The organism is Aquamicrobium lusatiense (genome assembly GCF_014201615.1).
GTDB classification, from domain to species: Bacteria; Pseudomonadota; Alphaproteobacteria; order Rhizobiales; family Rhizobiaceae; genus Mesorhizobium; species Mesorhizobium lusatiense.
This window is the reverse complement of sequence record NZ_JACHEU010000004.1, coordinates 233,478-260,351: the sequence shown is the minus strand read 5'-3', so window position 1 is coordinate 260,351 and position 26,874 is coordinate 233,478. Positions and strand designations below refer to the sequence as shown.

21 protein-coding genes are annotated in these 26,874 nt (G+C 63.3%); 10 read left to right on the top strand and 11 right to left on the bottom strand.

The annotated features are described in order from the left end of the window. Positions 1–151: 151 nt before the first annotated feature. The gene (gene folD, locus HNR59_RS18195; RefSeq protein WP_183832450.1) at positions 152–1,051 is read right to left on the bottom strand and encodes a bifunctional methylenetetrahydrofolate dehydrogenase/methenyltetrahydrofolate cyclohydrolase FolD; all 900 of its coding nucleotides are present in this window, start codon (positions 1,049–1,051) and stop codon (positions 152–154) included. A gap of 300 nt (positions 1,052–1,351) precedes the next feature. Then, positions 1,352–3,064, bottom strand: coding sequence for a trimethylamine N-oxide permease (locus tag HNR59_RS18190; RefSeq protein ID WP_183832449.1), 1,713 nt, complete (start codon positions 3,062–3,064; stop codon positions 1,352–1,354). Positions 3,065–3,383: 319 nt separating this feature from the next. Here HNR59_RS18190 and HNR59_RS18185 point away from each other — a divergent pair, with 319 nt between their 5' ends. Then, positions 3,384–4,070: a LuxR C-terminal-related transcriptional regulator gene (locus HNR59_RS18185; protein ID WP_183832448.1), complete on the top strand. Its 687-nt coding sequence runs from the start codon at positions 3,384–3,386 to the stop codon at positions 4,068–4,070. 88 nt (positions 4,071–4,158) lie between these two features. Here the strand turns inward: HNR59_RS18185 and HNR59_RS18180 are convergent, their stop codons facing one another. The 9 genes from HNR59_RS18180 to HNR59_RS18140 form a co-directional block, all read right to left on the bottom strand. Beyond that, on the bottom strand, positions 4,159–4,770 hold the full coding sequence (locus HNR59_RS18180; protein ID WP_183832447.1) for a sarcosine oxidase subunit gamma family protein: 612 nt from the start codon (positions 4,768–4,770) through the stop codon (positions 4,159–4,161). Then, positions 4,763–7,825 (bottom strand): sarcosine oxidase subunit alpha family protein, encoded by a 3,063-nt coding sequence (locus HNR59_RS18175; RefSeq protein ID WP_183832446.1) that lies wholly within the window; start codon positions 7,823–7,825, stop codon positions 4,763–4,765. Before HNR59_RS18175 ends, HNR59_RS18180 begins: the two co-directional genes overlap by 8 nt. Next, on the bottom strand, positions 7,822–8,130 hold the full coding sequence (locus HNR59_RS18170; RefSeq protein ID WP_183832445.1) for a sarcosine oxidase subunit delta: 309 nt from the start codon (positions 8,128–8,130) through the stop codon (positions 7,822–7,824). The genes HNR59_RS18175 and HNR59_RS18170 overlap by 4 nt, the downstream gene beginning before the upstream one ends. Before the next feature lie 15 nt (positions 8,131–8,145). After that, positions 8,146–9,396: a sarcosine oxidase subunit beta family protein gene (locus HNR59_RS18165; RefSeq protein WP_183832444.1), complete on the bottom strand. Its 1,251-nt coding sequence runs from the start codon at positions 9,394–9,396 to the stop codon at positions 8,146–8,148. Between the two features lie 42 nt (positions 9,397–9,438). Beyond that, positions 9,439–10,782, bottom strand: coding sequence for a type III glutamate--ammonia ligase (gene glnT, locus HNR59_RS18160; RefSeq protein WP_183832443.1), 1,344 nt, complete (start codon positions 10,780–10,782; stop codon positions 9,439–9,441). Positions 10,783–10,813: 31 nt separating this feature from the next. Continuing rightward, on the bottom strand, positions 10,814–12,142 hold the full coding sequence (locus HNR59_RS18155; protein WP_183832442.1) for an FMN-binding glutamate synthase family protein: 1,329 nt from the start codon (positions 12,140–12,142) through the stop codon (positions 10,814–10,816). A 10-nt stretch (positions 12,143–12,152) separates the two neighbouring features. Beyond that, complete coding sequence (locus HNR59_RS18150; protein ID WP_183832441.1) at positions 12,153–12,890, bottom strand: GltB/FmdC/FwdC-like GXGXG domain-containing protein; 738 nt, start codon at positions 12,888–12,890, stop codon at positions 12,153–12,155. Between the two features lie 4 nt (positions 12,891–12,894). After that, positions 12,895–13,791 (bottom strand): class II glutamine amidotransferase, encoded by an 897-nt coding sequence (locus HNR59_RS18145; RefSeq protein ID WP_183832440.1) that lies wholly within the window; start codon positions 13,789–13,791, stop codon positions 12,895–12,897. Positions 13,792–14,236: 445 nt separating this feature from the next. Further along, complete coding sequence (locus tag HNR59_RS18140) at positions 14,237–14,962, bottom strand: helix-turn-helix domain-containing protein (RefSeq protein ID WP_246374832.1); 726 nt, start codon at positions 14,960–14,962, stop codon at positions 14,237–14,239. Positions 14,963–15,285: 323 nt separating this feature from the next. Here HNR59_RS18140 and HNR59_RS18135 point away from each other — a divergent pair, with 323 nt between their 5' ends. The 9 genes from HNR59_RS18135 to HNR59_RS18095 all read left to right on the top strand — a co-directional run bounded on the left by HNR59_RS18135 (position 15,286) and on the right by HNR59_RS18095 (position 26,839). Beyond that, positions 15,286–16,476, top strand: coding sequence for an aminotransferase class V-fold PLP-dependent enzyme (locus HNR59_RS18135; RefSeq protein WP_183832439.1), 1,191 nt, complete (start codon positions 15,286–15,288; stop codon positions 16,474–16,476). A gap of 14 nt (positions 16,477–16,490) precedes the next feature. Further along, positions 16,491–17,441, top strand: a complete 951-nt coding sequence (locus HNR59_RS18130; protein ID WP_183832438.1) for an HpcH/HpaI aldolase/citrate lyase family protein — start codon at positions 16,491–16,493, stop codon at positions 17,439–17,441. Positions 17,442–17,453: 12 nt separating this feature from the next. Next, positions 17,454–18,644: a malate--CoA ligase subunit beta gene (locus HNR59_RS18125; protein ID WP_183832437.1), complete on the top strand. Its 1,191-nt coding sequence runs from the start codon at positions 17,454–17,456 to the stop codon at positions 18,642–18,644. A gap of 11 nt (positions 18,645–18,655) precedes the next feature. Further along, on the top strand, positions 18,656–19,555 hold the full coding sequence (gene sucD / locus HNR59_RS18120; RefSeq protein WP_183832436.1) for a succinate--CoA ligase subunit alpha: 900 nt from the start codon (positions 18,656–18,658) through the stop codon (positions 19,553–19,555). Between the two features lie 38 nt (positions 19,556–19,593). Next, the gene (locus tag HNR59_RS18115; protein WP_183832435.1) at positions 19,594–20,562 is read left to right on the top strand and encodes a 2-hydroxyacid dehydrogenase; all 969 of its coding nucleotides are present in this window, start codon (positions 19,594–19,596) and stop codon (positions 20,560–20,562) included. Further along, the gene (locus HNR59_RS18110; RefSeq protein WP_183832434.1) at positions 20,562–21,863 is read left to right on the top strand and encodes a glycerate kinase type-2 family protein; all 1,302 of its coding nucleotides are present in this window, start codon (positions 20,562–20,564) and stop codon (positions 21,861–21,863) included. The genes HNR59_RS18115 and HNR59_RS18110 overlap by 1 nt, the downstream gene beginning before the upstream one ends. 357 nt (positions 21,864–22,220) lie before the next feature. Next, positions 22,221–24,902 (top strand): phosphoenolpyruvate carboxylase, encoded by a 2,682-nt coding sequence (locus HNR59_RS18105; RefSeq protein WP_183832433.1) that lies wholly within the window; start codon positions 22,221–22,223, stop codon positions 24,900–24,902. 40 nt (positions 24,903–24,942) lie between these two features. Next, positions 24,943–26,253, top strand: coding sequence for a serine hydroxymethyltransferase (gene glyA, locus HNR59_RS18100; protein WP_183832432.1), 1,311 nt, complete (start codon positions 24,943–24,945; stop codon positions 26,251–26,253). Positions 26,254–26,302: 49 nt separating this feature from the next. Further along, the gene (locus tag HNR59_RS18095) at positions 26,303–26,839 is read left to right on the top strand and encodes a hypothetical protein (protein WP_183832431.1); all 537 of its coding nucleotides are present in this window, start codon (positions 26,303–26,305) and stop codon (positions 26,837–26,839) included. Positions 26,840–26,874 lie beyond the last annotated feature (35 nt).

Genomic DNA, 26,874 nt, shown 5'->3' with positions numbered 1-26,874 from the left:
TCACCAGACGGTATCCCGATCTTCGCACCAACCTCCTGGATCGCCTTCTTCGACGCTCCACGCGCAATCTCAATGTCGCTTTTAACTTCGGCCATTTTTTCCTCGATGGTGATATCTGGGTCTGAGCAGGTCGATGCAGTTGACAGAAAGTCTAGAAACGAGGCGGCGTGCGCCCGGCCGCGCGGCAGGCGGAAACCAGCGTGTTGGCCATGAGCATGGCGATCGTCATCGGACCGACGCCGCCGGGCACAGGCGTGATCGCCCCGGCGCGGCGCTCCGCCTCTGCGTAGGCGACGTCGCCCACGAGTCGCTGCTTGCCTTCGCCTTTTTCAGGTGCAGGAATGCGGTTGATGCCGACATCGATCACGGTGGCGCCTTCCTTGACCCAGTCGCCCCTGATCATCTCGGGCCGGCCGACGGCGGCGACGAGAATGTCGGCGGTGCGGCACAGGGCCGGAAGGTCATGGGTGCGGGAATGGGCGACCGTGACGGTGCAGTTCGCGGCAAGCAAAAGGTTTGCCATCGGCTTGCCGACAATGTTGGAACGGCCGACGACCACGGCATTGAGCCCCGAAAGATCCCGGCCGCGAACCCGCTCGATAAGCACCATGGAACCGGCCGGCGTGCAGGGCACGAAAGCGGTTTCCGCAGCACCGGCGCCCAGCTTGCCGACATTCACATAGGTAAAGCCGTCAACGTCCTTTTCCGGCGCGATCGCCTGAATCACGGCGCCGGAATCGATCTGTTCGGGCAGGGGAAGTTGAACGAGAATGCCGTGAATTTCCGGATCCGCATTCAGGCCGGCGATCAGCGCCAGAAGGTCGGCCTGTGAGGTTTCGGCAGGCAGCGTGTGCTGCACGGAATGAAATCCGCAATCCTTCGCCTTGCGGGATTTGGAGGCGACATAGACCTGACTGGCAGGGTCTTCGCCGACAATCACCACCGCCAGCCCCGGTGTCACGCCTGCTTCAGCCCTGAGAAGTTCTGCCGCTTTCTGGACCGTCGCGACAACGTCTTCGGCCACAAGCTTACCATCTATGACGGTGGTCATATTCTGCACTTTCCCCTTTGAGCTCTGTTGGCTCTTGTCCTGTGCACCGACATTGGGCAGCGCCCTTGTCGGCTCCGGAACTAATTGATTATGTTCCGGAACCATAACAGCGGCTTCAAGCGGCAGTCAACTGCAAAGCAAGAAAATTTCATATAAAGAATATTAAGTCCTGACGCCTCTTTTGCGTTTCCACAAGCCGGTGCAGACGGGAAGGCGGGGACAGACAAGCCGCCCGAATCGCTTCAGCACAGAAAGAAGCCGGCACGAGGCCGGCTTCTGTGCGAATGCGGAAGCATCGGATCAGATGACGAAAATCCAGTTGGCGACGAGAACCACGACGAGGCCGGCAGCGAGCGTGAGATAGGGAAGAATGCCCGCCTTGCGCACCTTCAGGTCTTCCTGGGTGATACCGAGATCATCCAGCATATGGGTCGGGAAGCGCCCGCCGTCCTGGATGTAGTGCCGGTAGCAGAACACAGGGATGATGAGCGCCGCAGCGATCAGCCCTGCCCACAGCGCCCACGGATTCCAGACTTTCGCGCCCGCGCCCATGAACATGGCGTTGACGTAGGAAAGCAGGCACCCGACGGCGATGAGGATGGTCGGCGCCCGCCATGGTCGCCTGATATGGCCGTTGTCGATGCGGTGAATCCACCCGGCATTCAGGTTGAGGAAGTTGAAGATGATGTAGCCGCAGTTCGATACGGCAAGGATGAAGAAGAAGCTTTCGGCATCCGCGCAGGCAATGGCCAGAATGCCGAGATTGAAGATCAGGTCTGTCCACATCGCCCGCGTCGGCGCGCCATGCTCATTGACGTGCGAGAGGTAGCGCGGCAGCCAGCCATCCACCGCCCCCTGATAGAGGGTGCGCGAAGAACCGGCCATGGCCGTGTTGATGGCCAGCATCAGCGCCAGGATCATCAGCATGATCATGATCGTGGTGACGAAGCCTGAACCGCCCACCATCTGGGCCATCGCCTGCCCGACGCCCGAACCATCGGCGATCGACGGCGACAGCATGCCTTCCAGCCCAAGCACGCCCTGAAAAGTGAAGGGCACCAGAGTGTAGAGCAGCAGGCACAGAAGCCCCGAGTAGAGGATGGCCCGCACCGTGTCCCGTCCGGGGTTCTTGAACTCGCTGGTGAAGCAGATCGATGTTTCGAACGCATAGGCCGACCAGGCAGCGATGAACATGCCGCCGAACACAAGCGTCCAGCCGGCGATGTTCCACGCGCCGGGTTCAGGCGAATAGGCCTCGGCCAGCGGCACGAAAGGCGTGTAGTTATCCCAGTTGATCTGCCCGGTGAGGATCGGCACGATGCCGACGATCAGCATGGGAACGATGACGGCGAGGCCGATAAACTTCTGGACATTGGCCGTGCTGAGGATGCCGCGATGCTGGATCGCGAAGGTGACCAGCATGAGGATGACGCCGATGACGAAAACGGCATTCATGGAAAAGTGTACCGGCCCCAGAGAGCCGCTGTAGAGCGTCCAGTCGCGTATTGCCGGCGTGGCGGCCGCCGTCAGCGCGGCAATGGCCTCGGCGGCCGTTGCGCCCGCATTGGCCGGCTCTGCAAGCCATGCCAGAACCTGCGGCGAGGTCTCCGTGAAAGATGGGATCGGCGCCAGAACGTTGAGGATGTAGGCAGCCGCGATCGAGCAGCCCAGCGACAACACCGGCGTCCACGCCAGCCAGTTGCACCATACGGACAAGGGCGCGATGAATTTGGAGTAGCGCAGCCATGCCGTCGCGCCATAGACCGAAGCGCCGCCCGACTTGCTCGGGAAAAGTCCCGCGATCTCGGCATAGGTGCATGCCTGTATGAGGCCAAAGGACACCGACACCATCCAGATGACGAAGGCCGGCGTGCCGACCGTGCCGGAAATGCCGCCAATGGAGAAAAGCACGAGGGCCGGAACGCCACTGGCGACCCAGAACGCTCCGCGCCAGTCGATTGTCCGGTGAAGCTGACCCGCCTCCACGGGCCCGGATTGAGCTAATACTGTCATTGAGAAGATCCCCTTCGTTATTGAACGGGCGACACAGCCGACGGCATTTCCGCCATCGTGAAAAACGGCAGGTCGAGTTTCCGCTCAGTTTTATTATTTTCTTTGTAGTGAAAGATTGCCGGGAATCCCGCCGTCGTCAAGGACTTTATGACGCAGGGGCAGGTCATGGGTGATTTTGTGGAATTGACAAGCCCGGCCAACATTTGAAAATGTACTAAAATGAAAAAAGAATTCATGTTATGAATTAGAAGTGCGAGGTCGCGCAATTTTCGGAGCGACCCCGCCAAGGCATATCGCGAAGCCTGGGGAGGAAGCGCATATGAGCCTCGACATCATAAGTCGTGAGCCCGGCGACACCGGGGCCAGTGCAACCGCACCACGCAAATTCCGGGTTCTGGTTGCGGAGCGCAATCCTCTTGTCGTATCGGCACTGGCCGACATGATCGCGCGGGACGGACGTTTCGATCTGGGCGAGAACGTCACCACCGGCAAGGCCTTTCTCGAAGCCTGCGCGCAGCCCGGCCCCGGTTTCGATCTGGCAGTGCTCGGCTGGAAGCTGGCCGACATGGATGGCGGAACGCTGCTTACCCAGATCCGCCAGCGTGGAATCGATGCCCGCGTGGTCATCTTCTCAAACGACCATGACCTGTCCATTCTCAAGAAATGCGTACGGCTGGGCGCTCAGGGTTTCTGCTATCAGTTCGACGATCCTGCAATCCTGTTCGACACGCTGATTGCCGTGGCGCATGGCCGGATCTGCATTCCCTATATCGATGTCACCAGGATCAACGACACGCCGCTGTCACGCCTTACGACACGCGAGCATGAGCTTCTGTCCGTGCTGGCGGATGGATGGAGCAACATCCAGATCGCCGCGCGGACGGGCATTTCGGAAAACACTGTCAAATACCACCTCAAGAATCTCTACAGCAAGCTGGAGGTGCGCAACCGGGCCATGGCTGTCGCGCTTTACGCAAGCGAGAGGAGCAACAGTCCCTCCGCCTGAGCCGTGCAGATGCCCGTTAGGGTCCGCCCAAAAAGCCCGCTCCAAGCTGAAGCGGGCTCTTTTATCCGGACAGCGTACGGCAGGCGCGTCAGGCGACCCGCAGACCATATTCCAGCGAGGAATCCGCGATCACGCCATACAGGCTGTCCGCAAAGCTGGTGAAGATCGCGATGTGATAGACCGGCGCCCCATCCGGGCCGTCGGCCGTGCGCCAGATATTGGCCGCCGTATGATCGAGCGACGTGGTGGCCGCAGCCCCCACCGGAAAAGCCCTGTCGTGAAAATCGATCGACAGGAACTTGGCCATCGCCTGCGCGGCGCGGGCACCGGAAATACGAAGCACACAGCGCCCGTCGGACTGATCGGACAGCGAGGCAATGCCGGCAAAGCCATCGGCAATCCGTTTCATCAGCTTCTCCTCGCCCAGCGGCGCGAAAGTCAGAAACTGGTCCGGACCGGACCAGATGAGTGTTACCTCCTTGCCGAAAACCGCACCGGGAGCTGAAGGCGGCGCGACCCCAAACAGCTTTTTGGCGATTTTGGCCGTCTCGGCCACCTTGCCGCGCCGCGCCATCACCTGCACGAGAACGATGTTGCGGATTTCGGACAGCTCCACACCGGGCGCACCACCAACCCCATGCATGCCGGTGACGAGCGCCTTTTGCAGCGGCGATTGCGTATTCCAGGAAAAATCAGCCACGCTGGCGCACTCCTTCCGGATCGTAGAAGACAGGATTGCAGATTTCGGCGTCATAATCCTCGCCCCGCAGTGGGTCATGGATACGGATGATTTCGCCGAAACGCTCGCGGCCGCGCTGCACGAAAGCAAGACCGAGCCAGTGGTTCAGGGTCGGCGAGAAACACACCGAAGCCGTGTAGCCGTGATCGGTTTGCGGCCCCGGGCGCTCGCCTTTCGGCACGATGCGGGCGCCGGAACGGAGCCGCCGGCCCTGATCCACGGGCCTGATGCCGACGACGACCTGCCGGTCAGGGGCGGTCAGCGCCTCGCGCCCCGCCATGATTCGGCCGATGAAGTCCTTCTTCTTCGACATCATCTTGCCGAGCCCAAGATCATCGGCCGTGCTGGTGCCATTGAGCTCCGGACCCGCGACATGGCCTTTTTCGATACGCATGACCCCGAGCGCTTCAGTGCCATAGGGCGTCACGCCAAACGGCTTGCCGGCGATCATCAGATTTTCCGCCATGGCGTTGCCGAAGCGCGCCGGCACGGAAATTTCAAAGGCCATCTCGCCCGAGAAGGAGATGCGGAACAGGCGCGCCGTCATGCCGCCGCGCAGCTTCACCTCGCGGACGCCCATGAAGGGGAAGCCCTCATTGCTGAGGTCTTCATCCGGGTCGCACAGCGCCTGCAACAGGGCCCGCGTGTTCGGGCCGGCGATGGAGAACTGGGCCCACTGGTCCGTTGCCGAGGAAAGCTGCACGTCGAGTTCCGGCCACAGCACCTGCCGGCAGAACTCCAGATGCTGCATGACCGGCCCCGCCTTGGCGGTGGTCGTGGTCATGAAATAGTGGTCTTCGGCCAGCCGCGAGGTGGTGCCGTCATCCATGACGATCCCATCCTCGCGCAACATCAAGCCGTAGCGCGCCCGGCCCACGGCCAGCGAGGAGAAGGCGTTGATATAGACGCGGTCGAGGAAGATGCCGGCATCCGCGCCACGCACATCGACCTTGCCGAGCGTGGAGACGTCGCAGAAGCCGACACCGTTGCGCACGGCGTTGACCTCGCGGTTGACGGACTGCAGCCAGTCGGTCTCGCCCGGCTGCGGGAACCACTGCGCACGCTTCCACAGGCCGACATCGACGAACACCGCGCCCCGCGCCGCGGCCCAGTGATGCGATGGCGCCAATCGCCATGCATGAAACGTTTCGTCGCGATTGTGACCGGCGAAAGCCCCGATGGCGACCGGCGAATAGGGCGAGCGATAGATGGTGGTGCCGGTCTGCCCGATCGAGCGGCCGGTGACGGCCGCCATGATGGCAAGGCCGTTGATGTTGGAGGTCTTGCCCTGATCGGTAGCCATGCCAAGCGTGGTGTAGCGCTTCAGATGCTCGACGCTCTCATAGCCTTCGCGCTGGGCCAGCGTTACGTCGGACGCGGTCACGTCATGCTGGAAGTCCACGAAGGCCTTGCCCTTCGCCGGAACCTGCCACAGCGGGGAGATCGCATAGGTTTCGTCGCCGGCCTCGGCAGCACTTCCGCCATCTTCCGTGAAGCCACAATCCGAGGCAGCCGCAAGACCTGCGGCATGACCTGCGCGCAGGCACTCGCCCAGCGAAAAATCTCCTTCCGCCGCACCCACCATCCGCATTCCGGGCGGACAGTCCCCCGGCACGAAAGCGGCAATGTCCTCGCGCCATGTGGGCCGGCCGCGATGGAAGCAGGACAGGCCGACATTGGGATTCCAGCCGCCGGAAACGGCCAGGCAATCCGCCGCGACATCCTGCCGGCGACCGTCCTTGCCGGTTACCGTGACACTGCTGACGCCATCGACGCCGCCTTTCACGTCCGACACGAAGCCGGACAGCACCCGCAGTCCGGATGCCTTGACGAGAGACTGGTACTCCACCGGAGCCTGCCCGCGCGGATCAACCACCGCCGCCAGCTGCCCGCCGGCACGATGGATCGCCTCGACGGTGCGCCAGCCATCGTCATTGTTGGTGAACAGCGCAACATTACGCCCCGGCAGCGCCGCGAAGCGGTTTACATAAGTGCGCACGGCCGAAGCCATCATCACCCCCGGCCGGTCGTTGCCGGGGAAGACGATCGGGCGTTCGATCGAGCCGGCTCCCACCACGCTGCGGCGGGCAACGATACGCCACAGACGCTGGCGCACTTGATGCGGTCCGGGCACCGGAACATGGTCGGCAACGCGCTCCAGCGCGCCATAGACGCCGCCATCATATACGCCGAACAGCGCGGTGCGCTTCATAATGCGGACATTGGGCAGCGCATCGAGCTCGGTTTCAGCCCGCTGAACCCATTCGTGGGCCTGCATGCCGTCGATCTCGCCGCCATCGCTGAGCAGGCGGCCGCCGAGTTGCGTGTCCTCCTCCACCAGAATGACCCGCGCGCCGGCCCGACCGGCAGAGAGTGCGGCGGAAAGACCTGCGGGGCCTGCACCGACGACGAGCACATCGCAATGCGCCCACACCTTGTCGTAGTGATCGGGATCGGCTTCCCCGGCGCTCCTGCCGAGACCGGCGGCGCGACGGATCATCGGCTCGTAGATCTTCTCCCAGAACTTCGCCGGCCACATGAAGGTCTTGTAGTAGAAGCCTGCCACGAAGATCGGCGACAGCAGCGAGTTGACCGCCATGAAATCGCGCCGCAGCGAGGGCCAGCGGTTCTGGCTGTGGGCGGAAAGGCCGTTATAGAGTTCCTGCGTCGTGGCGCGCGTATTGGGCTCGCGCCGAGCGCCGCTGCGCATTTCCACCAGCGCGCTCGGCTCCTCCGAGCCAGCCGTCATGATGCCGCGCGGGCGGTGGTACTTGAACGAGCGGGCAACCAGCTTGACGCCGTTGGCCACGAGGGCCGAGGCCAGCGTGTCGCCGGCATAGCCGGTCATCGCCTTGCCGTCGAAAGTGAAGCTGAGCGGCTTCTGGCGGTCGATCAGACCGCCTGCGCGCAGGCGATGCGATTGCGTGCCATCGGCAGCCTGTGAATTCGCACCTGCGTCTTGCGTGGCTGCGGTCCTGCCCAGAGGCTGGGATTCAATATAGCCCGACATGTTCATTCTCCCGCCGGTGACGTGACGGAGGCGCCGGCACCCGCAGCCGCCTGCACCGACCTGAATTCGTGGGTTCGCGTGTCACGCTCGGCAATCAGCCAGGAGCGGCAACCGCCACCGTGGTACCAGTATTCCCGCATCGTTCCGGCCACGTTGTCGCGCAGATAGACGTAGTCGTAGAAATCCTCCCGAAGTTTCACGGGATCGCTTCCGTCATCGATCGTGTAGTGTGGGCGCCGGGGGCTGGCGTCACCGAGATAGCTGAACTCGCCGACTTCTCGTTCGCCGCAGAAAGGACATGCAATTCGCATCGGACGACACCACTTTCAATGAAGGTTCGGTTGGGCGCCCTGGCCCTTTTCGTCGATCATCGCGCCACGCCGGAAGCGATCCAGCCGGAAACGGCTGGCCTCCTTGTGCGGCTCGTCGCGCGCGATCAGATGAGCGAAGGTCAGGCCCGAGGCCGGCGTTGCCTTGAAACCGCCATAGCACCAGCCGGCATTCAGATAGAGCCCGTCCACGGGTGTCCTGTCGATGATCGGCGTGCCGTCCATCGACATGTCCATGATGCCGCCCCACTGGCGCAGCAGGCGCACGCGGCCGATCATCGGCATCACCGCCATACCGCCCTCGCAGACGTCCTCCATGGTCGGCATGTTGCCGCGCTGGGCGTAGGAGTTGTAGCCGTCGAGATCGCCGCCGAAGACAAGGCCTCCCTTGTCCGACTGGCTGATGTAAAAATGGCCCGCGCCAAAGGTGACCACGCCGGGGATGAGCGGCTTGATCGCTTCGGTGACGAAGGCCTGAAGCACATGGCTCTCGATGGGGAGCCTCAGTCCTGCCATGGAGGCAACACGCGAGGTGTTGCCGGCGACGGCCATGCCGACCTTGCCGGCACCGATCGAACCACGCGTCGTTTCCACGCCGGTGATGCGGCCATCCGTGCGCTGGAAGCCGGTCACCTCGCAATTCTGGATGATGTCGACGCCCAGATCATTGGCGGCGCGCGCATAGCCCCACACCACGGCATCATGGCGCGCCGTGCCGCCTCGCCGTTGCGCCAGACCACCCATGATGGGAAAGCGCGGATTGGCGTAATTGAGGAAGGGGAGTTCCTTGCGGATCTGCTCGGCGTCGAGCAGTTCGGCATCGATGCCGTTGATGCGCATGGAGTTGCCGCGCCGGGCGAAGGCATCGCGCTGCGCATCCGAATGATAAAGATTGATGATGCCACGCTGGCTCACCATGGTGTTGTAGTTGAGGTCCTGCTCCATGCGCTCCCACAGCTTCATGGACAGCTCGTAGAAGCCGACATTGCCCGGAAGCATGTAGTTGGAGCGGATGATGGTGGTGTTGCGGCCGGCATTGCCGGAACCGATCCAGCCTTTCTCCAGCACCGCGACATTGCGGATACCGTATTCCTTGGCAAGGAAGTAAGCGGTGGCGAGGCCATGTCCGCCACCGCCGATGATGATCACATCATAGCGGCTTTTGGGCGCCGGATCGCGCCAGGCTCGTGTCCAGCCCCTGTGGCCGGTCAGGGCCGCCCGGGCGAGGGAGAAGATCGAATATTTCATCGCATGTATTCCGGGAATTGAGGGCGATCCGGCAGAGGCGTTTCAGATGTCGAGAGCGTTTTCGCGTTCCCATTCGGTGAAATGGGAAACGTAGGAATTCCACTCCTTCATCTTCATCTTGACGAAGGCGTCGACCAGCTCCGGCCCCAGCATCTGCTTGAACTCCTCGCTGCCATCGAGCAGGCGCAGCGCATCCAGCAGATTGAGCGGCAGCCGCGGCGCATCCTTGATGGTGTGGCCGTCCTCATACATGTTGATGTCGCTGCGCGGGCCGGGATCGAGCTTGTCGCGAAGACCGGCAAGACCCGCGGCGAGGATGACCGCCTGCATCAGGTACGGGTTGGCAGCACCATCGGGCAGGCGCAGCTCAAAGCGGCCCGGACCCGGCACCCGCACCATGTGGCTGCGGTTGTTGCCGGTCCATGTCACCGCGTTCGGTGCCCATGTGGCCCCCGACGAGGTACGCGGCGCATTGATGCGCTTGTAGGAGTTGACAGTGGGGCAGATGATCGCCGTCATCGCCGGCGCATATTTCATGATGCCGCCAAGGAAGTGCATGCCCTGTTCGGACAGCCCGTTCGACGAATTGTCATCGGCGAACACGTTCTTCGTGCCGGTCAGGTCCCACGCCGAAATGTGGGCGTGGCAACCATTTCCGGTCAGGCCGGGGAACGGCTTCGGCATGAAGGTGGCGCGAAGGCCGTGCCGTTCCGCAATGGTCTTGATCATGAACTTGAAGAACGAATAACGGTCGGCCGTCACCAGCACGTCATCGTAGATCCAGTTCATCTCGAACTGGCCGTTCGCATCCTCATGGTCGTTCTGATAGGGCTCCCAGCCCAGATCGATCATCGCCTCGCTGGCTTCGGCGATGATGTCGAAGCGACGCATCAGCGCCTGCTGGTCGTAGCAGGGCTTGGCGAGACGGTCATGCTCGTCGGCGACCATTTTGCCGTCGGCTGTGGTCAGGAAGAATTCCGGCTCGACGCCGGTCTTGACGCGGATTCCCAGAGACGCAGCCTCTTCGACCAGACGCTTGAGCGTGTTTCGCGGTGCCTGCTCGACACTCTTTCCATCCATCACGCAATCGGAAGCGAGCCATGCCACCTCCGGTTTCCAGCTGAGCGGCGTGACCGAGTCCGGATCCGGGATCGCCAGCATGTCGGAGTTCGCCGGCGTCATGTCCATGCCGCCGGCGAAGCCGGCAAAGCCGGCTCCTCCTTTCTGGACGTCCGCGATGGCGCGGGTTGGCACCAGCTTGGCCCGCTGGTAGCCGATCACGTCCGTATAGGTCACCATGAAGTACTTGATGTTCTTCGCTTTGGCGTATGCTTCAAGGTTGGTTTGTGTCGATGCGTCTTGCCTTGCTGTAAAAATTGTACCCATTGAATTGCTCCTCCCCAATTCAGGTTATTTTTTAAAAGGCGCTCTTCCCGGGCACCCAGTTCGTTCCGGCCAGCGGCACTCCCGACATAGCTGCTGCCTCAATGGTCAAGGCGCACAGATCTTCAGGTTCAAGGTTGTGGACATGGTTCTTGCCGCAGGCGCGGGCGATGGTCTGCGCCTCAAGCGTCATGACCTTCAGGTAATTGGCCAGGCGGCGACCTGCAGCAACCGGATCGACTCTCTTCATAAGCTCGGAGTCTTGTGTGGTGATGCCTGCCGGATCCTTGCCTTCATGCCAGTCGTCATACGCTCCGGCGGTCGAGCCAAGCTTCTGGTACTCCTCCTCCCATCTCGGATCATTGTCACCAAGAGCAATGAGCGCCGCCGTACCGACCGAGACGGCATCGGCGCCAAGCGCCAGTGCCTTCGCCACATCCGCGCCGTTGCGGATGCCGCCGGAGACGATCAGCTGCACCTTGCGATGCATGCCAAGATCCTGCAGAGCCTGCACTGCCGGACGAATACAGGCAAGGGTAGGCTGGCCGACATGTTCGATGAACACTTCCTGTGTGGCGGCAGTACCACCCTGCATGCCGTCGAGAACGACGACGTCAGCACCTGCCTTCACCGCAAGAGCGGTGTCGTAATAGGGCCTTGCTCCACCGACCTTCACATAGATCGGCTTTTCCCAGTCGGTGATTTCGCGGATTTCAAGGATCTTGATCTCCAGATCGTCCGGGCCGGTCCAGTCCGGATGGCGGCAGGCCGAGCGCTGGTCGATGCCCTTGGGCAGGGTGCGCATCTCGGCGACGCGGTCGGAGATCTTCTGGCCAAGCAGCATGCCGCCGCCGCCGGGCTTGGCGCCCTGGCCGACAACCACCTCGATGGCGTCGGCGCGGCGAAGATCGCGCGGGTTCATGCCGTAACGCGACGGCAGGACCTGATAGACCAGCTTCTCGGAATGGCCGCGCTCTTCCTCGGTCATGCCGCCGTCGCCGGTCGTCGTCGAGGTTCCCGAAAGCGTGGCGCCGCGGCCGAGCGCTTCCTTGGCGGGCCCCGACAGGGAGCCGAAGCTCATGCCGGCAACCGTGATCGGAATTTTAAGTTCGATCGGCTTCTTGGCGAAACGGGTGCCGAGCACAACCGTGGTGTCGCAGCGCTCGCGATAGCCTTCCAGCGCATAACGCGAGATCGAAGCGCCGAGGAACAGCAGATCGTCGAAATGGGGAACCCTGCGCTTGGCGCCGGAACCGCGGATGTCGTAGATGCCGGTCGCGGCCGCGCGCCGGATTTCCGACATGGCGTAGTCGTCGAACGTCGCCGATTTGCGTGGCGTGGTCGGTGGATTGTGATAGGTCATTTCCGGCCTCTCAATACGCGTCGGCGTTGTCGATGTTGAAGTTGTACAGGGTGCGGGCCGAACCGTAGCGCTTGAAATCCTGCGGCTTCGCGTCAGTGACACCGGCACGATCGAGCAACCCTTGCAGAATTTCGATGTGCTCGGGGCGCATCTCCTTCTCGATGCAGTCGGCACCGAGGCTCTTCACGCTGCCGCGCACGAACAGGCGGGCCTCATAGATGGAGTCGCCGAGCGCATCGCCGGCATCGCCCATGATGACGAGATTGCCGGACTGCGCCATGAAGGCCGACATGTGGCCGACATTGCCGCGCACGACGATGTCGATGCCCTTCATCGAAATACCGCAGCGCGACGAGGCATTTCCCTCGATCACCAGCAGCCCGCCCCGGCCGGTGGCACCGGCATATTGCGAGGCGTCGCCCTTCACCACGACGGTGCCGGACATCATGTTTTCGGCGACGCCGGGACCGGCGGAGCCATGCACGGTGATCGTGCTGTTCTGGTTCATGCCGGCGCAATAGTAGCCGACGCTGCCGCGCACATCGATCTGGAGCGGCAACTCCACACCCACCGCAACGGCATGACTGCCCTTGGGATTGATGATCTCCCAGTTCGTGTGGTTGGAACCTTCGGAGGCGTCGTGAAGGGCCTGGTTAAGCTCCCGCAGCGTCGTCTTGGACAGATCAAAGACTTTCGCCGCATGCTGGTCTTCGTGCGTAACCGCCTTGGCAAGGTTGGATGTAGCCATCGCCTCAATGCTCCCAGAAATAAACGGTGGATGGCTCGGGCTCCCAGACCCTCGCCTGCTCAACCCCCGGCAGGTTCGCCAGGGCCCGGTATTCGCTTCCGAACGCGACATACTGATCAGTTTCCGCCATGACCGCCGGCTTGCAGGCGATCGGGTCGCGCACGACGCCAAAGCCGTTCTTGGTTCCAACCACGAAGGTGAAGAACCCATCGAGATCGTTCAGGCTCGATTCCAGCGCCTCGCCGAGACCCTTGCCGGTCGCGATCTGGTGCGACAGGTAGGCCGCCGCAACCTCGGTGTCGTTCTCGGTCTCGAACTTCATGCCTTCGCGGCGAAGCTTGCGGCGCATGTTGTTGTGGTTGGACAGTGAACCGTTATGAACCAGGCACTGGTCGGGGCCCGTCGAGAACGGGTGCGCACCCATCGTGGTCACCGCCGATTCAGTAGCCATGCGCGTGTGCCCGATGCCATGCGATCCCGACATGCCCGACACGTCGAAGCGCCTGGCGACTTCTTCGGGAAGGCCGACTTCCTTGTAGATTTCGATGGACTCGCCGACACCCATGACGCGGGCGTCCGGGCGAAGCGTGGAGATGGCTTCACGGGCAGCTTCAAGCTTGTCGGCCGGAAGCTCCAGAACCGCGTGGGTGGACTTCACCGTCATGGCCACCGGAGCGCCGATTTCTTTCGCGACTTCCGAGTCGAGCCCGGCGAAATCAGCTTCCGGAGAAGGCGACTGCACGGTGATCTTGCCATGCCCCGCAGCCGATGATCCGTAAATTGCTATGCCGGCGCTGTCCGGACCGCGATCGGTCAGCAGAACCAGCATTTCCGACAGCATGGCGCCGAGTTGCGGCTCCAATGACTTATCCTTCAGAAACAGCCCCACGATGCCACACATTGATGTTCACCTCTTGCAAGTTCTTTTCCTGATGAAGGACGATAGCAGTCAATTTTCTGCAATTCAACTGGGATGAATGTTTTTTTCATACAAGAAAAGTGGCGCCGAAAAGCACTCCTTCAGATCCCTGAATTTCAGGGACGGGCAGGCGCATGGCGCGCTTCCGGCAGGAAGCTTTCGGGTATTTCGTTGCGCGGGAAGAGGATAGCGAGGCCGGAAACGGTCGCCGTGGCGGGTGCGTCCGGCTGTAGTTCAATGAAGACCTTGCGGCATCCCGAACGAGCGCAAAACCGTGCGATGGCAGGACGTCGTAGCGTGACCGACACGAAAAGGTTGCCCGCCGTGCGGTTTCACCCACGGCAGATGGCATTGCCTCCGACAATCAGCGGGATCACCGGAGGCTGAAAATTGCCGCTATATCTTCAGACGGTGCCGGACAGAGGCGTCAGTTGCGACGGCTGCCCTGCGGATAGGAGATGATCGACAGATAGCGGATGGGACGCTCTGTCAGCTCTTCCGGTCCATGCGGCGCATCGGCGTCGAAGAACAGGCTGTCGCCGGGCAGCATGCGGAACAGCTTGCTGCCATGCCGGTAAACGACCTCGCCCTCCAGCATATAGAGGAACTCCATGCCCTCATGCTGGAACGTAGGGAAGACGTCGGAATCTTCCGCCAGCGTGATCAGATAGGGCTCGACGACAACGCCGCTCGTATTGGCGCCGATATGGCCGAGCAGCGTATACTGGTGGCCGGCGCGCGTACCGCGGCGCTCGACGTCGACGCCCTCGCCTGCCTTGATGAAGACGGCGCTGCGCTCCTCCTCGAAACGGCGGAACAATGCCGTCAGCGGCACACCCAGCGCCCGCGACAGCGCCTGCAGCGTGGTGAGCGACGGCGAGGTGATGCCGTTTTCGATCTTGGAGAGCATGCCCAGCGAAATGTTGGTCGCAGCCGCGAGATCTGCCACGGTGATGCCGAACTGTTTGCGGAATGTGCGCACTTCATGCCCGATTGCGACTTCAAGGACATTTTCGCGCGTATCGCGCACGGAATGGGGGTCCTGCGACAGGGGCACCACCCGGTGCAGTTCGGGAACAGTTTTCGCTGGCTCGGCCTTGCTTGCAGCCTTGCTGGCCCGGGTCTTCCTTGCCGGCTTCATTGTCTCCGCCATCGTGTGGGATGCTCCGTTGCCATCGATCATGCTGTCACGTTTAATCCCAGTACCATGCAAACGCCGATAATTCCTAGTGCAGCGCTTGCCGCAGCCCCGCATTCGTCTTTGTTTCCGCAATCGCCCTGCCCGCTGCCAAGCATAATGAACGGGTAGGTCCAGCCTATACTATCGGCGATCTCAGCATCTGAATGAGTAGGTTCTTACCAACGCCTCAAGGCCCTCAAATCTATCTGGACAGGTGTTGTTACCTTCCGTCACCCGCCTGATCCTTCCAGAAAGCCGAACAGGCGCTTGCGCCGCATTTTCTGGGAGGAATTCTGATGGCTGGCTATACTCATCTCTTTGTTCCGGGTCCGACAAACGTGCCGGAAACCGTCCGTCAGGCGATGAACATGCCGATGGAAGACATGCGCGCGCTGGATTATCCGCTGCTCGTCAACGGCCTTTTCACCGACCTGATGAAGGTCTACCGCAATGAAACGGGCCGCGCCTTCATCTTCCCCTCCTCCGGCACCGGCGCATGGGAAGCAGCCATCGCCAACACGCTCAATCCCGGCGACCGGGTGCTGATGTCGCGTTTCGGCCAGTTCTCGCTGCTGTGGGTCGACATGGCCCAGCGCTTCGGTCTCGATGTCGATGTCATCGATGCCGAATGGGGCACCGGCGTTCCCGTCGAGATCTACGCGGAACGGCTGGCAGCCGACAAGGAACACCGCATCAAGGCGGTGTTCGTCACCCACAACGAGACCACGACCGGCGTCACCAGCGACGTGGCGGCCGTGCGCGCTGCGCTCGATGCGGCAAAGCACCCTGCCCTGCTCTTCGTCGACGGCGTGTCGTCGATCGCCTCGATCGATTTCCGGCAGGAGGAATGGGGCGTCGACTGCGCGGTGAGCGGTTCGCAGAAGGGCTTCATGCTGCCGCCGGGCCTCGCATTCCTGTCCGTCAGCCAGAAGGCGCTGGCCGCCAACAAGCAGGCGAAGCAACCCCGCACCTATTTCTCCTTCGAAGACATGATCCGGGCCAACGACACCGGCTATTTCCCCTATACGCCTGCGGTTCAGCTCCTGCGCGGCATGCGCGCCGCTCTCGATCTGCTGCTCGATGAAGGCCTCGACAACGTCTATGCGCGCCACCACCGGCTGGCCGAAGGCGTGCGCGCTGCGGTCAGCGCATGGGGCCTGCAGATCTGCGCCAAGGAAGAAAAATGGAACTCCGATACGGTGAGCGCGATCTACGTGCCGGAGGGCATCGACAGCGCCGACATCGTGCGCCGGGCCTATCAGGGTTATCAGACGTCGCTGGGCGTCGGCCTCAACAAGGTTGCCGGCAAGGTGTTCCGCATCGGCCATATCGGCTGGATCAACGAAGTGATGATGTGCTCGGCGCTGGCGGCCACGGAAATGTCGCTGCTCGACTGCGGCGTGAAGATCAGGGCCGGCTCGGGCGTTGGAGCTGCGGTGGAATATTACAGCCAGGCGGCCAAACCCGCCGTCGCCAAAGCGGCCTGAGGGAGGCAGCAGCCATGAGCCATACCCTCCATCATCTTCGCAAACCACGTCTACAGCGCAGCGAGCTTGCCGTTCCGGGCTCCAACGTGGAAATGATCCGCAAGGCCGCCGAGGGCGCCGCCGACTACGTCTTCCTCGACATGGAAGACGCGGTCGCCCCGCCGGACAAGGAAAAGGCCCGCGAGAACATCATCCGGGCGCTGAACGAAATCGACTGGCGCGCCCGCGGCAAGACCATCTCGATCCGCATCAACGGCCTCGATACCCACTACATGTATCGCGACGTGGTCGATGTGATGGAGCAGGCGGGCGACCGTCTGGACACCATTCTGGTGCCGAAGGTCGGCGTGCCGGCCGACCTCTACATGGTCGAGGCGCTGGTCAACCAGATCGAGATGGCAAAGGGCTTTGAAACCCGCGTCGGTCTGGAAGCGCTGATCGAGACGGCGCTCGGCATGGCCAACGTCGAGGCGATCGCCTCCTATGGCGGACGGCTTGAGGCGATGCATTTCGGCGTCGCCGACTATGCGGCGAGCTGCAAGGCGCGCACGGTCAGCATCGGCGGCCTCAATCCCGACTATCCGGGCGATCAGTGGCATTTCGCGCTGTCGCGCATGACGGTGGCCTGCCGGGCCTATGGGCTGCGGGCGGTCGACGGGCCGTTCGGCGATTTCTCCGATCCTGAAGCCTATCTGGACGCCGCCAGACGTGCGGCCGCCCTCGGCATCGAGGGCAAGTGGGCCATCCACCCCTCGCAGATCGAGCTTGCCAACGAGGTCTTCTCGCCGCCGGCCAAGGAGGTGGCCCGCGCGCGCCGCATCATCGAGGCGCTGAAGGAGGCGGAAGAGCAGGGCAAGGGTGCGGCGGCTCTGGACGGCAAGATGATCGACGCCGCTTCCGAGCGCATGGCCCGCAACGTGCTGGTCGTCCACGAAGCCATAGAGCGTGCTGCGCAGGCAGCCTGAGGGAGGTTCAAGATGGATATCCACGAATACCAGGCCAAGGAACTGCTGTCGCGCTATTCGGTCCAGATCCCGCGCGGCGGCCTTGCCTACAGCCCCGAGCAGGCCGCTTATCGCGCCAGCGAGATCGGCGGCGGCAAATGGGTGGTCAAGGCGCAGATCCATTCCGGCGCACGCGGCAAGGCAGGCGGCATACAGATCTGCAACTCCGATGGCGAAGTGGCGAAGGCCGCTGAATCCCTGCTGGGGCGCAAGCTCGCCACCACCCAGACCGGGCCGAAAGGCAAGCTCGTCTCCCGCCTCTACATCGAGGAGACGGTCGACATCCGACAGGAGCTTTATCTCGGCATCGTTCTTGATCGCAAATCAGAGCGCGTCATGATCGTGGGTTCTGCCTCGGGCGGCATGGAGATCGAGGAGATCGCCGAGAAGGAGCCGGATTCCATCATCCGCGCCATCGTCGATCCAGGCGTCGGCATGCAGCAGTTCCAGGCGCGCGAGATCGCCTTCGGGCTGGGGCTCGACAACCGGCTGATCGGCAAGGCGGTGGATACGCTGATGGGCTGCTATCGCGTATTCCGCGACTTCGACGCCTCCATGCTGGAGATCAATCCGCTGGTGGTGACCGGCGACGGCAACCTGATCGCCCTCGACGCCAAGATGTCCTTCGACGAGAACGCCCTGTTTCGCCGGCCCGAAATATCGGAACTGCGTGACAAGTCGCAGGAGGATCCGCGCGAGACCTTCGCCGGCGATCGCGGCCTCTCCTATGTGGGGCTCGACGGCAATATCGGCTGCATCATCAACGGTGCGGGTCTGGCCATGGCCACCATGGACATGATCAAGATCGCCGGCGGGGAACCGGCGAACTTCCTCGACATCGGCGGCGGCGCTTCGCCGGAGCGGGTGGCAAAGGCGTTCCGCGCCGTGCTTGCCGACAACAATGTCGAAACCATCCTCGTCAACATCTTCGCCGGCATCAACCGCTGCGACTGGGTTGCCGAAGGCGTCATCAAGGCCATCCGCGAAGTCGGCGTCGGGGTGCCGCTGGTGGTGCGGCTGGCAGGCACCAATGTGGAGGAAGGCCGCAGGATACTGGCGGAATCCGGCGAGGACGTGATCGTCGCCGATACGCTGGCCGAGGCCGCTGAAAGATCGGTCGAGGCCATGCGCGCCTTTTCCAAGAAGAACAAGAAAGCGAACTGAGGGAGGACGAGATGGCAATTCTGTTGAACCGCAGGTCGCGCGTGATCGTGCAGGGCCTGACCGGCAAGATCGGCAGCTTCCACGCCGACGAGATGCGGCGCTACGGCACCAATGTCGTGGGTGGCGTCACGCCCGGCAAAGGCGGGCAGGTCCATCAGGGCATGCCGGTTTTCAACACCGTGCGGGGCGCGGTTCGTGAAACCGGCGCCGATGCGAGCATCGTGTTCGTGCCGCCGCCCTTCGCCGCCGACTCCATCATGGAGGCGGCCGAAGCCGGCATCAGGCTGTGCGTATGCATCACCGACGGCATTCCCTCGCAGGACATGACGCGGGTGAAGCGCTTCATGCTGCGCTTCCGCTTTGAAGACCGCATGCGCCTCGTCGGCCCCAATTGCGCGGGCGTCATCACCCCCGGGCAAGCGATGATGGGCATCATGCCCGGCAACATCTACCTTCCCGGCCGCGTCGGCATCGTCGGTCGCTCGGGAACGCTGGGCTATGAGGCGGCATCGCAGATGAAGGCGCTCGGCATCGGCGTCTCCACCAGCGTCGGCATCGGCGGCGATCCGATCAACGGCTCGTCCTTCCGCGACATCCTCAAGCTGTTCGAGGAGGACCCGGACACCGACGCGGTGGTGATGATCGGCGAGATCGGCGGACCGCAGGAGGCGGAAGCCGCCGAATGGGCCAAGCACAATATGCGCAAGCCCCTGATCGCGTACATTGCCGGCCTGTCCGCCCCGAAGGGCAAGCGCATGGGCCATGCAGGCGCCATCATTTCCGCGTTCGGCGAGTCCGCGCAGGAAAAGGTGGAGATCCTGCGCGAGGCAGGCGTCACCATCGTGCCGACGCCGGCGGCGTTCGGCCCGGTCGTCTCGGAAGTGCTTCAGGCCCAGCAGAAGGCCGCCTGAACCCGGGTTCTTCCTTTCCGATCGAGGCAGACAACACGATGAAACCACGCATTATCGTCACCAGACGCTGGCCGGCGACTGTCGAGAAGGTTCTTTCGGAGCAATTCGAAACCACCTTCAACACATCCGACGTGCCGCTTACGCAGGACCAGCTGCGCACCGCCTTCGCCGAATATGACGCCATCCTGCCCACGGTGAGCGACAGCCTGCCGGCTGCCGCTTTCCCGGAGGGGACGGCGTGCACGCGCCTTCTCGGCAATTTCGGTGTTGGTTTCAGCCACATCGACACCGAAGCGGCCCGCCGGCTGGGCATCACCGTCACCAACACGCCGGGCGTGCTGACCGACTGCACCGCCGACATCGCCATGACACTGCTGCTCGGCGTGGCGCGCCGGGCCGGCGAAGGCGAGCGCGAATTGCGTTCCGGCAACTGGACCGGCTGGCGGCCGACCCACATGATCGGCAGCCGGGTGTCTGGCAAGACCATCGGCATCATCGGCATGGGGCGGATCGGCAAGGCGACCGCACGGCGCGCCCATTTCGGCTTCGGCATGGATGTGGTGTTCTACAACCGCTCGAAGGTCGATGACGACGAAACCCGCATCATGGCCGCGCGGCAATTGCCCACGATCGAGGACGTTCTGGCAGAAGCCGATTTCGTCTCGCTGCATTGTCCGGGCGGCGCGGCAAACAGGCATCTCATGGACGGCCGCCGCCTTGCTGCCATGAAGCGCGGTGCCTTCCTCATCAACACCGCTCGCGGCGATGTCGTCGATCAGCAGGCGCTGATCGCGGCACTTCAGTCAGGCACCATCGCCGGTGCGGGTCTCGATGTGTTCGATGGCGAGCCGGCTGTTCCGGAAGCCCTCAGGCGCATGGAAAACGTGATGCTGTTGCCGCATCTGGGCAGCGCGACGGAGGAAACGCGCGTGGCGATGGGCATGAAGGTGGTGGAAAATGCCGTCGCCTTCTTCGAAGGTCGCGACGTACCGGACCGGGTGGCGTGATGAAAGCCACCGCATCCGCCTCCGACCTGATCGCACTGCGCCGGCAGGCGCTGGACCTGTTTCGCGGTGGCGTCAGCGCCTCTGACCCCGAAAAGGCCGTGTCTGAAGCGCTTGAACAGCGCAGGCACATGATCGATGCGGCCCGCCGCGTCGTCCTGATCGCCTTTGGCAAGGCGGCCTGCCCGATGGTGCAGGGCGCCCTGCCCTTTCTCTCCGGCAAACTGCATGCAGCCTGCGCCGTGACCAATCCGGAAAACATGGTGCAGCTCGACGACCGCGTGATGGTCATGGCCGGCGGCCACCCGCTGCCGGATGAAAACAGCCTTCAGGCAGCGCATGTGATCGAGCAGCTTGCGGAATCGGTGCGCCCGGGCGACCTGCTTCTGGTGCTCGTCAGCGGCGGCGGCTCCGCGCTTGTGTGCGCACCAGCGCCGGGAATAGCGCTTGCCGACAAGATCGCCCTCAGCGACGCGCTGATCCGCTCCGGCGCCGGCATCTGCGAGATCAACACGGTGCGGCAGGTCTTTTCCCGCCTCAAGGGCGGGCGCCTCGCCGGACTGGCGCGTCAGGCAAAGGTGCTTTCCCTGATCCTGTCCGACGTGCCGGGCGACGACGTTTCCACCATCGCCAGCGGCCCGACGGCGAGACCGCGTGCCGGGGACGCCCGCGCAGTCCTCGAAAAACACGGGCTGACCGACGCGCTGCCGGTAACGATGCGAAAGCATCTTCAGAGCACGGCCCGCCGGACGACAGCAAAAGCAGCGCATTTCAATCATGTCGAGAACGTCGTCATCGGCGGCAACGGCATCAGCCTGAAGAAGGTGATGGAATGTGCCGGCTCGCTCTTCCCGGCCGTGGTCAAGGCCAATGACTGGCTGTGCGGCGACGTGGCCGATGCCGCTTCCGTGCTGCACAGGATGGCGCTTTATGCAGCCCGCGAAAACGGTCCCATCGCCATCATTGCCGGTGGCGAGCCTACCGTGCGGGTGAACGGCAATGGCACGGGCGGCCGCAATCAGGAACTGGCGCTGCGGTTCGCCGTGCTGGAGGAAGGTGCGCGCATCGGGCGCCCCTGGGTGTTCCTGTCCGGCGCCACGGACGGGCGCGACGGCCCCACCGATGCGGCGGGTGGCATTGTCGATGCCGGATCCACGGAATGGATGCGGCAGTTCGGCTGCGACCCGGACGCGCATCTGGCCAACAATGATTCCTACCCGGCGCTCGCAGCGTCGGGCGATCTTCTGCTGACAGGCGGCACCGGCACCAATGTCGCCGACCTGCAGATCCTGCTCATGCGGTAGACACCTGCCGCATACCAGCTCGGGCCGCTCACTGCCCGCTTCGGCAACCTGCCTCCCCTTATCGGGCAGGTTCCGAAACTTGCCTCCGGCCCCGGCCGGAGGCTTTTTCTTTTCCCGCATGTTCGCGCAGGAAACAAAGCCGCATGGAGGCGCGAACGCGCATTTTCGCCTACCCGCCGGCTACCCGGATTGCCACCCGAAGGATCGGGATTTTTACCCGTCCGGGCGTTTCGGATCGGGAGAAAAAGCGCTTTCCTCGATGCTTGAGGAACGAAAGTGCCGCATCAGGCCGGCTTCATCAGCAGACCCCGAAACGGGGCAATGAAGCAAAGGCCGCGGTGGGAGGAATGGTGCCGCTTGGACCAGATCAACAGCCTAAGCCAGTCTGAAGATGCCAGGAGCCTGCTGTTCAGGCTGCTCGTATCGGTGGTCCGCGAGCGCGAGCCCGCGGTGGCTCAGGTGCTCATCGGACGCACCGCCATCGACGAGTTGCAGCCCCATGAACGCATCCCCGCGCTTCAGGCAACCGGGATCTGGTTCCAGCTCACCGCAATCGCCAATGAGCTTCTGGCCATGCGCGCCCGCCGGGAAGCGGAAAAGCAGGGCGGCGCTGATGAAGTGGTGGGGTCCTTCGCCAACGTGATCGGCGAGATCGCCGCTGCCGGCTACCCTGCGGAGAAGATACAGGCAGCACTCGATGGCCTGCTCGTCGGCCCGACGATGACCGCCCATCCCACCGAGGCCAAGCGCGTCACCATTCTGGAAATCCACCGGCGCATCTATCGTAAACTCACCGAACTGGAACAGCAGAGATGGGCGCCGCGCGAACGCGCCCAGTACATCGATGATCTGCGGGGCGAGATCGAACTTCTGTGGATGTCGGGCGAGCTGCGCCTCGAGCGGCCTTCGGTGGCGCATGAGATCGCGTGGGGACTGCATTTCTTCCGGGAAGTGATCTTCGAGGCCACGCACAAACTTTATGAAACGGTTGAGGAAGCGCTGGCGACCCATTATCCGGGAAACGCCCTGCCCGTACCGTCCTTCATGCGCTATGCATCATGGATCGGTGGCGACCGTGACGGGCATCCCGATGTGACGGCAGAAGTCACCGCTTATGCACTTGGCGAATGTCGCCGCGCCGCCCTCGACTGGTACATTTCGCGGCTCGGCCGTCTTGTGGCGATGCTGAGCGTCAGCGCCAGAGTGGTGGACATTCCCGATGATTTTCGCGCCAGCCTCGATGAGGCTCTGGAGCGCAGCGGCGATGCCGCAGCCATCGCGGCGCGAAATTCGGACGAGCCTTTCCGCCAGTTCTGCGCAGCCATGCTGGAACGGCTTCTGGCCACCCGCGGCGAGCGGGCAGGCACGCCCTACCTGCGCGCGGAAGCCTTCGCCTGCGATCTGCGGGTGCTGGAAAGCGCGCTCGCCAAAGTGGGAGGCAGACAGGCGGCGCGCCGTTTCGTGCGCCCTCTGATACGGCAGGTCGAAACCTTCGGTTTCCGTACGGTTTCGCTCGACATCCGGCAGAACTCGACGGTCGTCAACCGGGTTCTGGCCGAGCTGTTCGGCCTCATCGATCCGGCCTGCGCGCCGCAACCCGGCAGCGCGCAGTGGAGCGAACGCATCCGCGCAGCACTTAACAGCGGCGAGCGTCCCGAAATCGACCGCGCCGCCCTGTCGCCCGAGGCGACCGAGATGCTCGACCTGCTGGCCGTCATCCGCGAGGCCCGCGCCGGCTACAATGACGGTGCGGTCGGCGCCTTTATCCTCAGCATGACGCAATCGCGCGACGACCTGCTGGCCGTTTACCTGCTGGCGCAATATTGCGGGCTGGCGACCGCACCGGACGGCAGCGGCACCATCGCGCTCAAGGTCGTGCCGCTGTTCGAGACCATCGCGGATTTGCGGGCGGCCCCGGAAATTCTCGACCAGCTCCTGAATGTGTCGATCGTCAGCCGTTCGGTGCGCGATCACGGCAATTGCCAGGAGGTGATGCTCGGCTATTCGGATTCCAACAAGGATGGCGGTTTTCTGGCCTCCAACTGGGAACTCAGCAAGGCGCAGAGGCAGATCGCGGACCTCGCCACGAAGCGCAAGATCAGGATCGGCTTCTTTCATGGCCGGGGTGGATCGGTCAGCCGGGGCGGCGCCCCGACAGGGCGCGCCATCGCCGCGCAGCCAGCCGGCACGGTGGGCGGCATCATGCGCGTCACCGAACAGGGAGAGGTCGTCTCCTCCAAATTCGCCAATCGCGGCACCGGCCTCTATCAGCTCGAAATCCTCGCCGCCAGCGTCTTCGCTCACAGCGTCAAATCCCGCGACGAGGAGGAGCTTAAGGCCGTACCCGAATACACCGAGGCGCTGGAGGCACTGACGGGCATGTCGCAGGCCTCCTATGTAGGCCTCGTCGGGGAGCCCGGCTTCATCGACTACTTCAATCAGGCAAGCCCGGTGGAGGAACTGGCGCTTCTGAAGATCGGCTCGCGGCCTGCCCGGCGCTTCGGCGCGCGCGGCCTGTCCGATCTGCGCGCCATTCCGTGGGTGTTCGCCTGGAGCCAGAACCGCCATCTGCTCACCGGCTGGTACGGAATAGGCAGCGCCCTCAATTCCTTCGTATCGGTGCGCGGCGATGCCGGGCTGGAACTTCTGCAAACCATGTTCGAGCGGTTCCGCTTCTTCCGGCTGGTCGTCGATGAGGTCGACAAGGTGCTCTACCAGACCGACATGGAGATCGCCCGGCTCTATGCCGAGCTGGTGCAGGACCGCGAGGTCGCGGACCGCATTCATGCCAAGATCGCCGCCGAATTCGCGCTGACCTGCCAGATGATCGCCCGGGTCAATGACGGCAGGGCGCTGCCGGAGCGCTTCCCCGCCTTCAAGCGGGATTTCGACCGCGTCCGGCCGCAGATGGACAGCATTCACCGGCTTCAGGTGCAGCTCCTGCGCGAAGTGCGCGCGGGCAATGCGCCGAAACGGGCGGTCAATTCGCTGCTTTTGTCGATCAACTGCATATCGGCCGGTCTGGGATGGACCGGCTGACGATTTCGCCCACCGTCAGGTGATGCAAGGGAGGGTTATCATGGACGTCAATATTCCCAACAGGCCGGGCACCGGCAGCCCCAGCCGCTTCTTCCGCAGCGGCATTGTCGATACCGATCCGGCCGTGAACGGCGCGATCATGCGCGAGCTTGGCCGGCAGCGCGACGAGATCGAGCTGATCGCATCCGAGAACATCGTCTCTCAGGCGGTGCTGGATGCACAGGGCTCGGTGCTCACCAACAAATATGCCGAAGGCTATCCGGGCCGGCGCTACTATGGCGGCTGCGCCTATGTGGACGAGGTGGAGGAACTCGCCCGTGAGCGCGCCCGCGCCCTGTTCGACTGCAGCTATGTGAACGTGCAGCCCAACTCCGGCAGTCAGGCCAACCAGTCGGTGTTTCTGGCCCTGATGCGTCCGGGCGACACCTTCCTCGGCCTCAACCTTGCCGCCGGCGGCCATCTTACACATGGCGCGAAGGCAAATGTGTCCGGCAAATGGTTCAACGCGGTTTCCTACAGCGTGCGGGAAGACGATCATCGCATCGACCTCGACGAGGTGCGCGACCTCGCCCTCAAGCATCGGCCCAAGGTCATTCTGGCGGGCGGTTCAGCCTATCCCCGTGTCATCGACTTCAAGGCGTTTCGCGAGATCAGCGACGAGATCGGCGCGAAGCTGTTCGTCGACATGGCGCATTTCGCGGGACTGGTGGCGGGCGGCGTTCATCCCAATCCGCTGGCGCACGCCCATGTCGTCACCACCACCACCCACAAGACGCTGCGCGGGCCGCGCGGCGGCATGGTGCTGTCGAACGACGAGGAAATCGGCCGCAAGATCGATTCCGCCGTCTTCCCCGGCCTGCAGGGCGGGCCGCTGATGCATGTCATCGCCGCCAAGGCCGTGGCTTTCGGCGAAGCCCTGACGCCCGCGTTCAAGGGTTATGCGGCAACGGTGGTGGCCAATGCGAAGGCGCTCGCCGAGACACTGGCGGATGGCGGCGTCGACATCGTGTCCGGCGGCACCGACACACATCTCATGCTGGTCGATCTGCGCCGCAAGAAGCTGACGGGCAAGGATGTGGAGGCTGCACTTGGACGCGCCCACATCACCTGCAACAAGAACGGCATTCCCTTCGATCCGCAGGGCCCGACCGTCACTTCCGGCGTGCGGCTCGGCACGCCCGCCTGCACCACACGCGGCTTCGGCGTGGCGGAATTCCGCGAGGTCGGCGCCATGACCATGCGCGTCATCGACGGGCTGGCGGCCAATGGCGAGCAGGGCAATGCGGCAGTCGAAGCGGAAGTGCGTGAGCAGGCGCAGGCGCTGGTCCGCAGATTCCCGATCTATGAGTGAGGCAACACCGTTCTGGCCGGGCAACGGCTCTTCAATGAAGGAGGTCTGTATGTGCGCATATCATGTCTACGAAAATGCACCGCTTGGCAGCCTGATCCGCTTTTGCGACGGAACGCCAAGGCCGGCCGATGAGAAGGTCGCCGAAGTCGAGGCGTGGGAAAGGCGCAACGGCACCGGGTTGCTGGCGATGAAGGATCCGGCGCCGGAACTGCGCAGCTGGGTGCCACCGACCTCGATCACGCTGCGCCTGTCCGCCGTGGACGGCAACGCGGCTGACAACGGCGATCTCTCGCTGACGTTTTCGGTGGACAGCAATCTTCGCTTCGAAATTCTGGCAAGGCCGTTGGCCGGCACGTTTCGCGTGCTGCGCGGCAGCGGCAGCGCCGTCGAACTGCTGGGCATCGCCGGCGATCGCGCCGAAGCGCGACACTATCTGCGTGCCTGTCCGGCCGGTGCCGGATTGCGGATCGAAGAGGAAACCGCCGACAGTCATGCCGCGGATGTGGTCGAAGGCCGTTCGGCGTCGGTACGGGTGGACATTCCTCGCCCCACCACGCGGCCTGACCGGCTGCGGGTGAGCGGCTGATACCGTGCAAGGGGGGGGCGTCGCACCATGCCGCT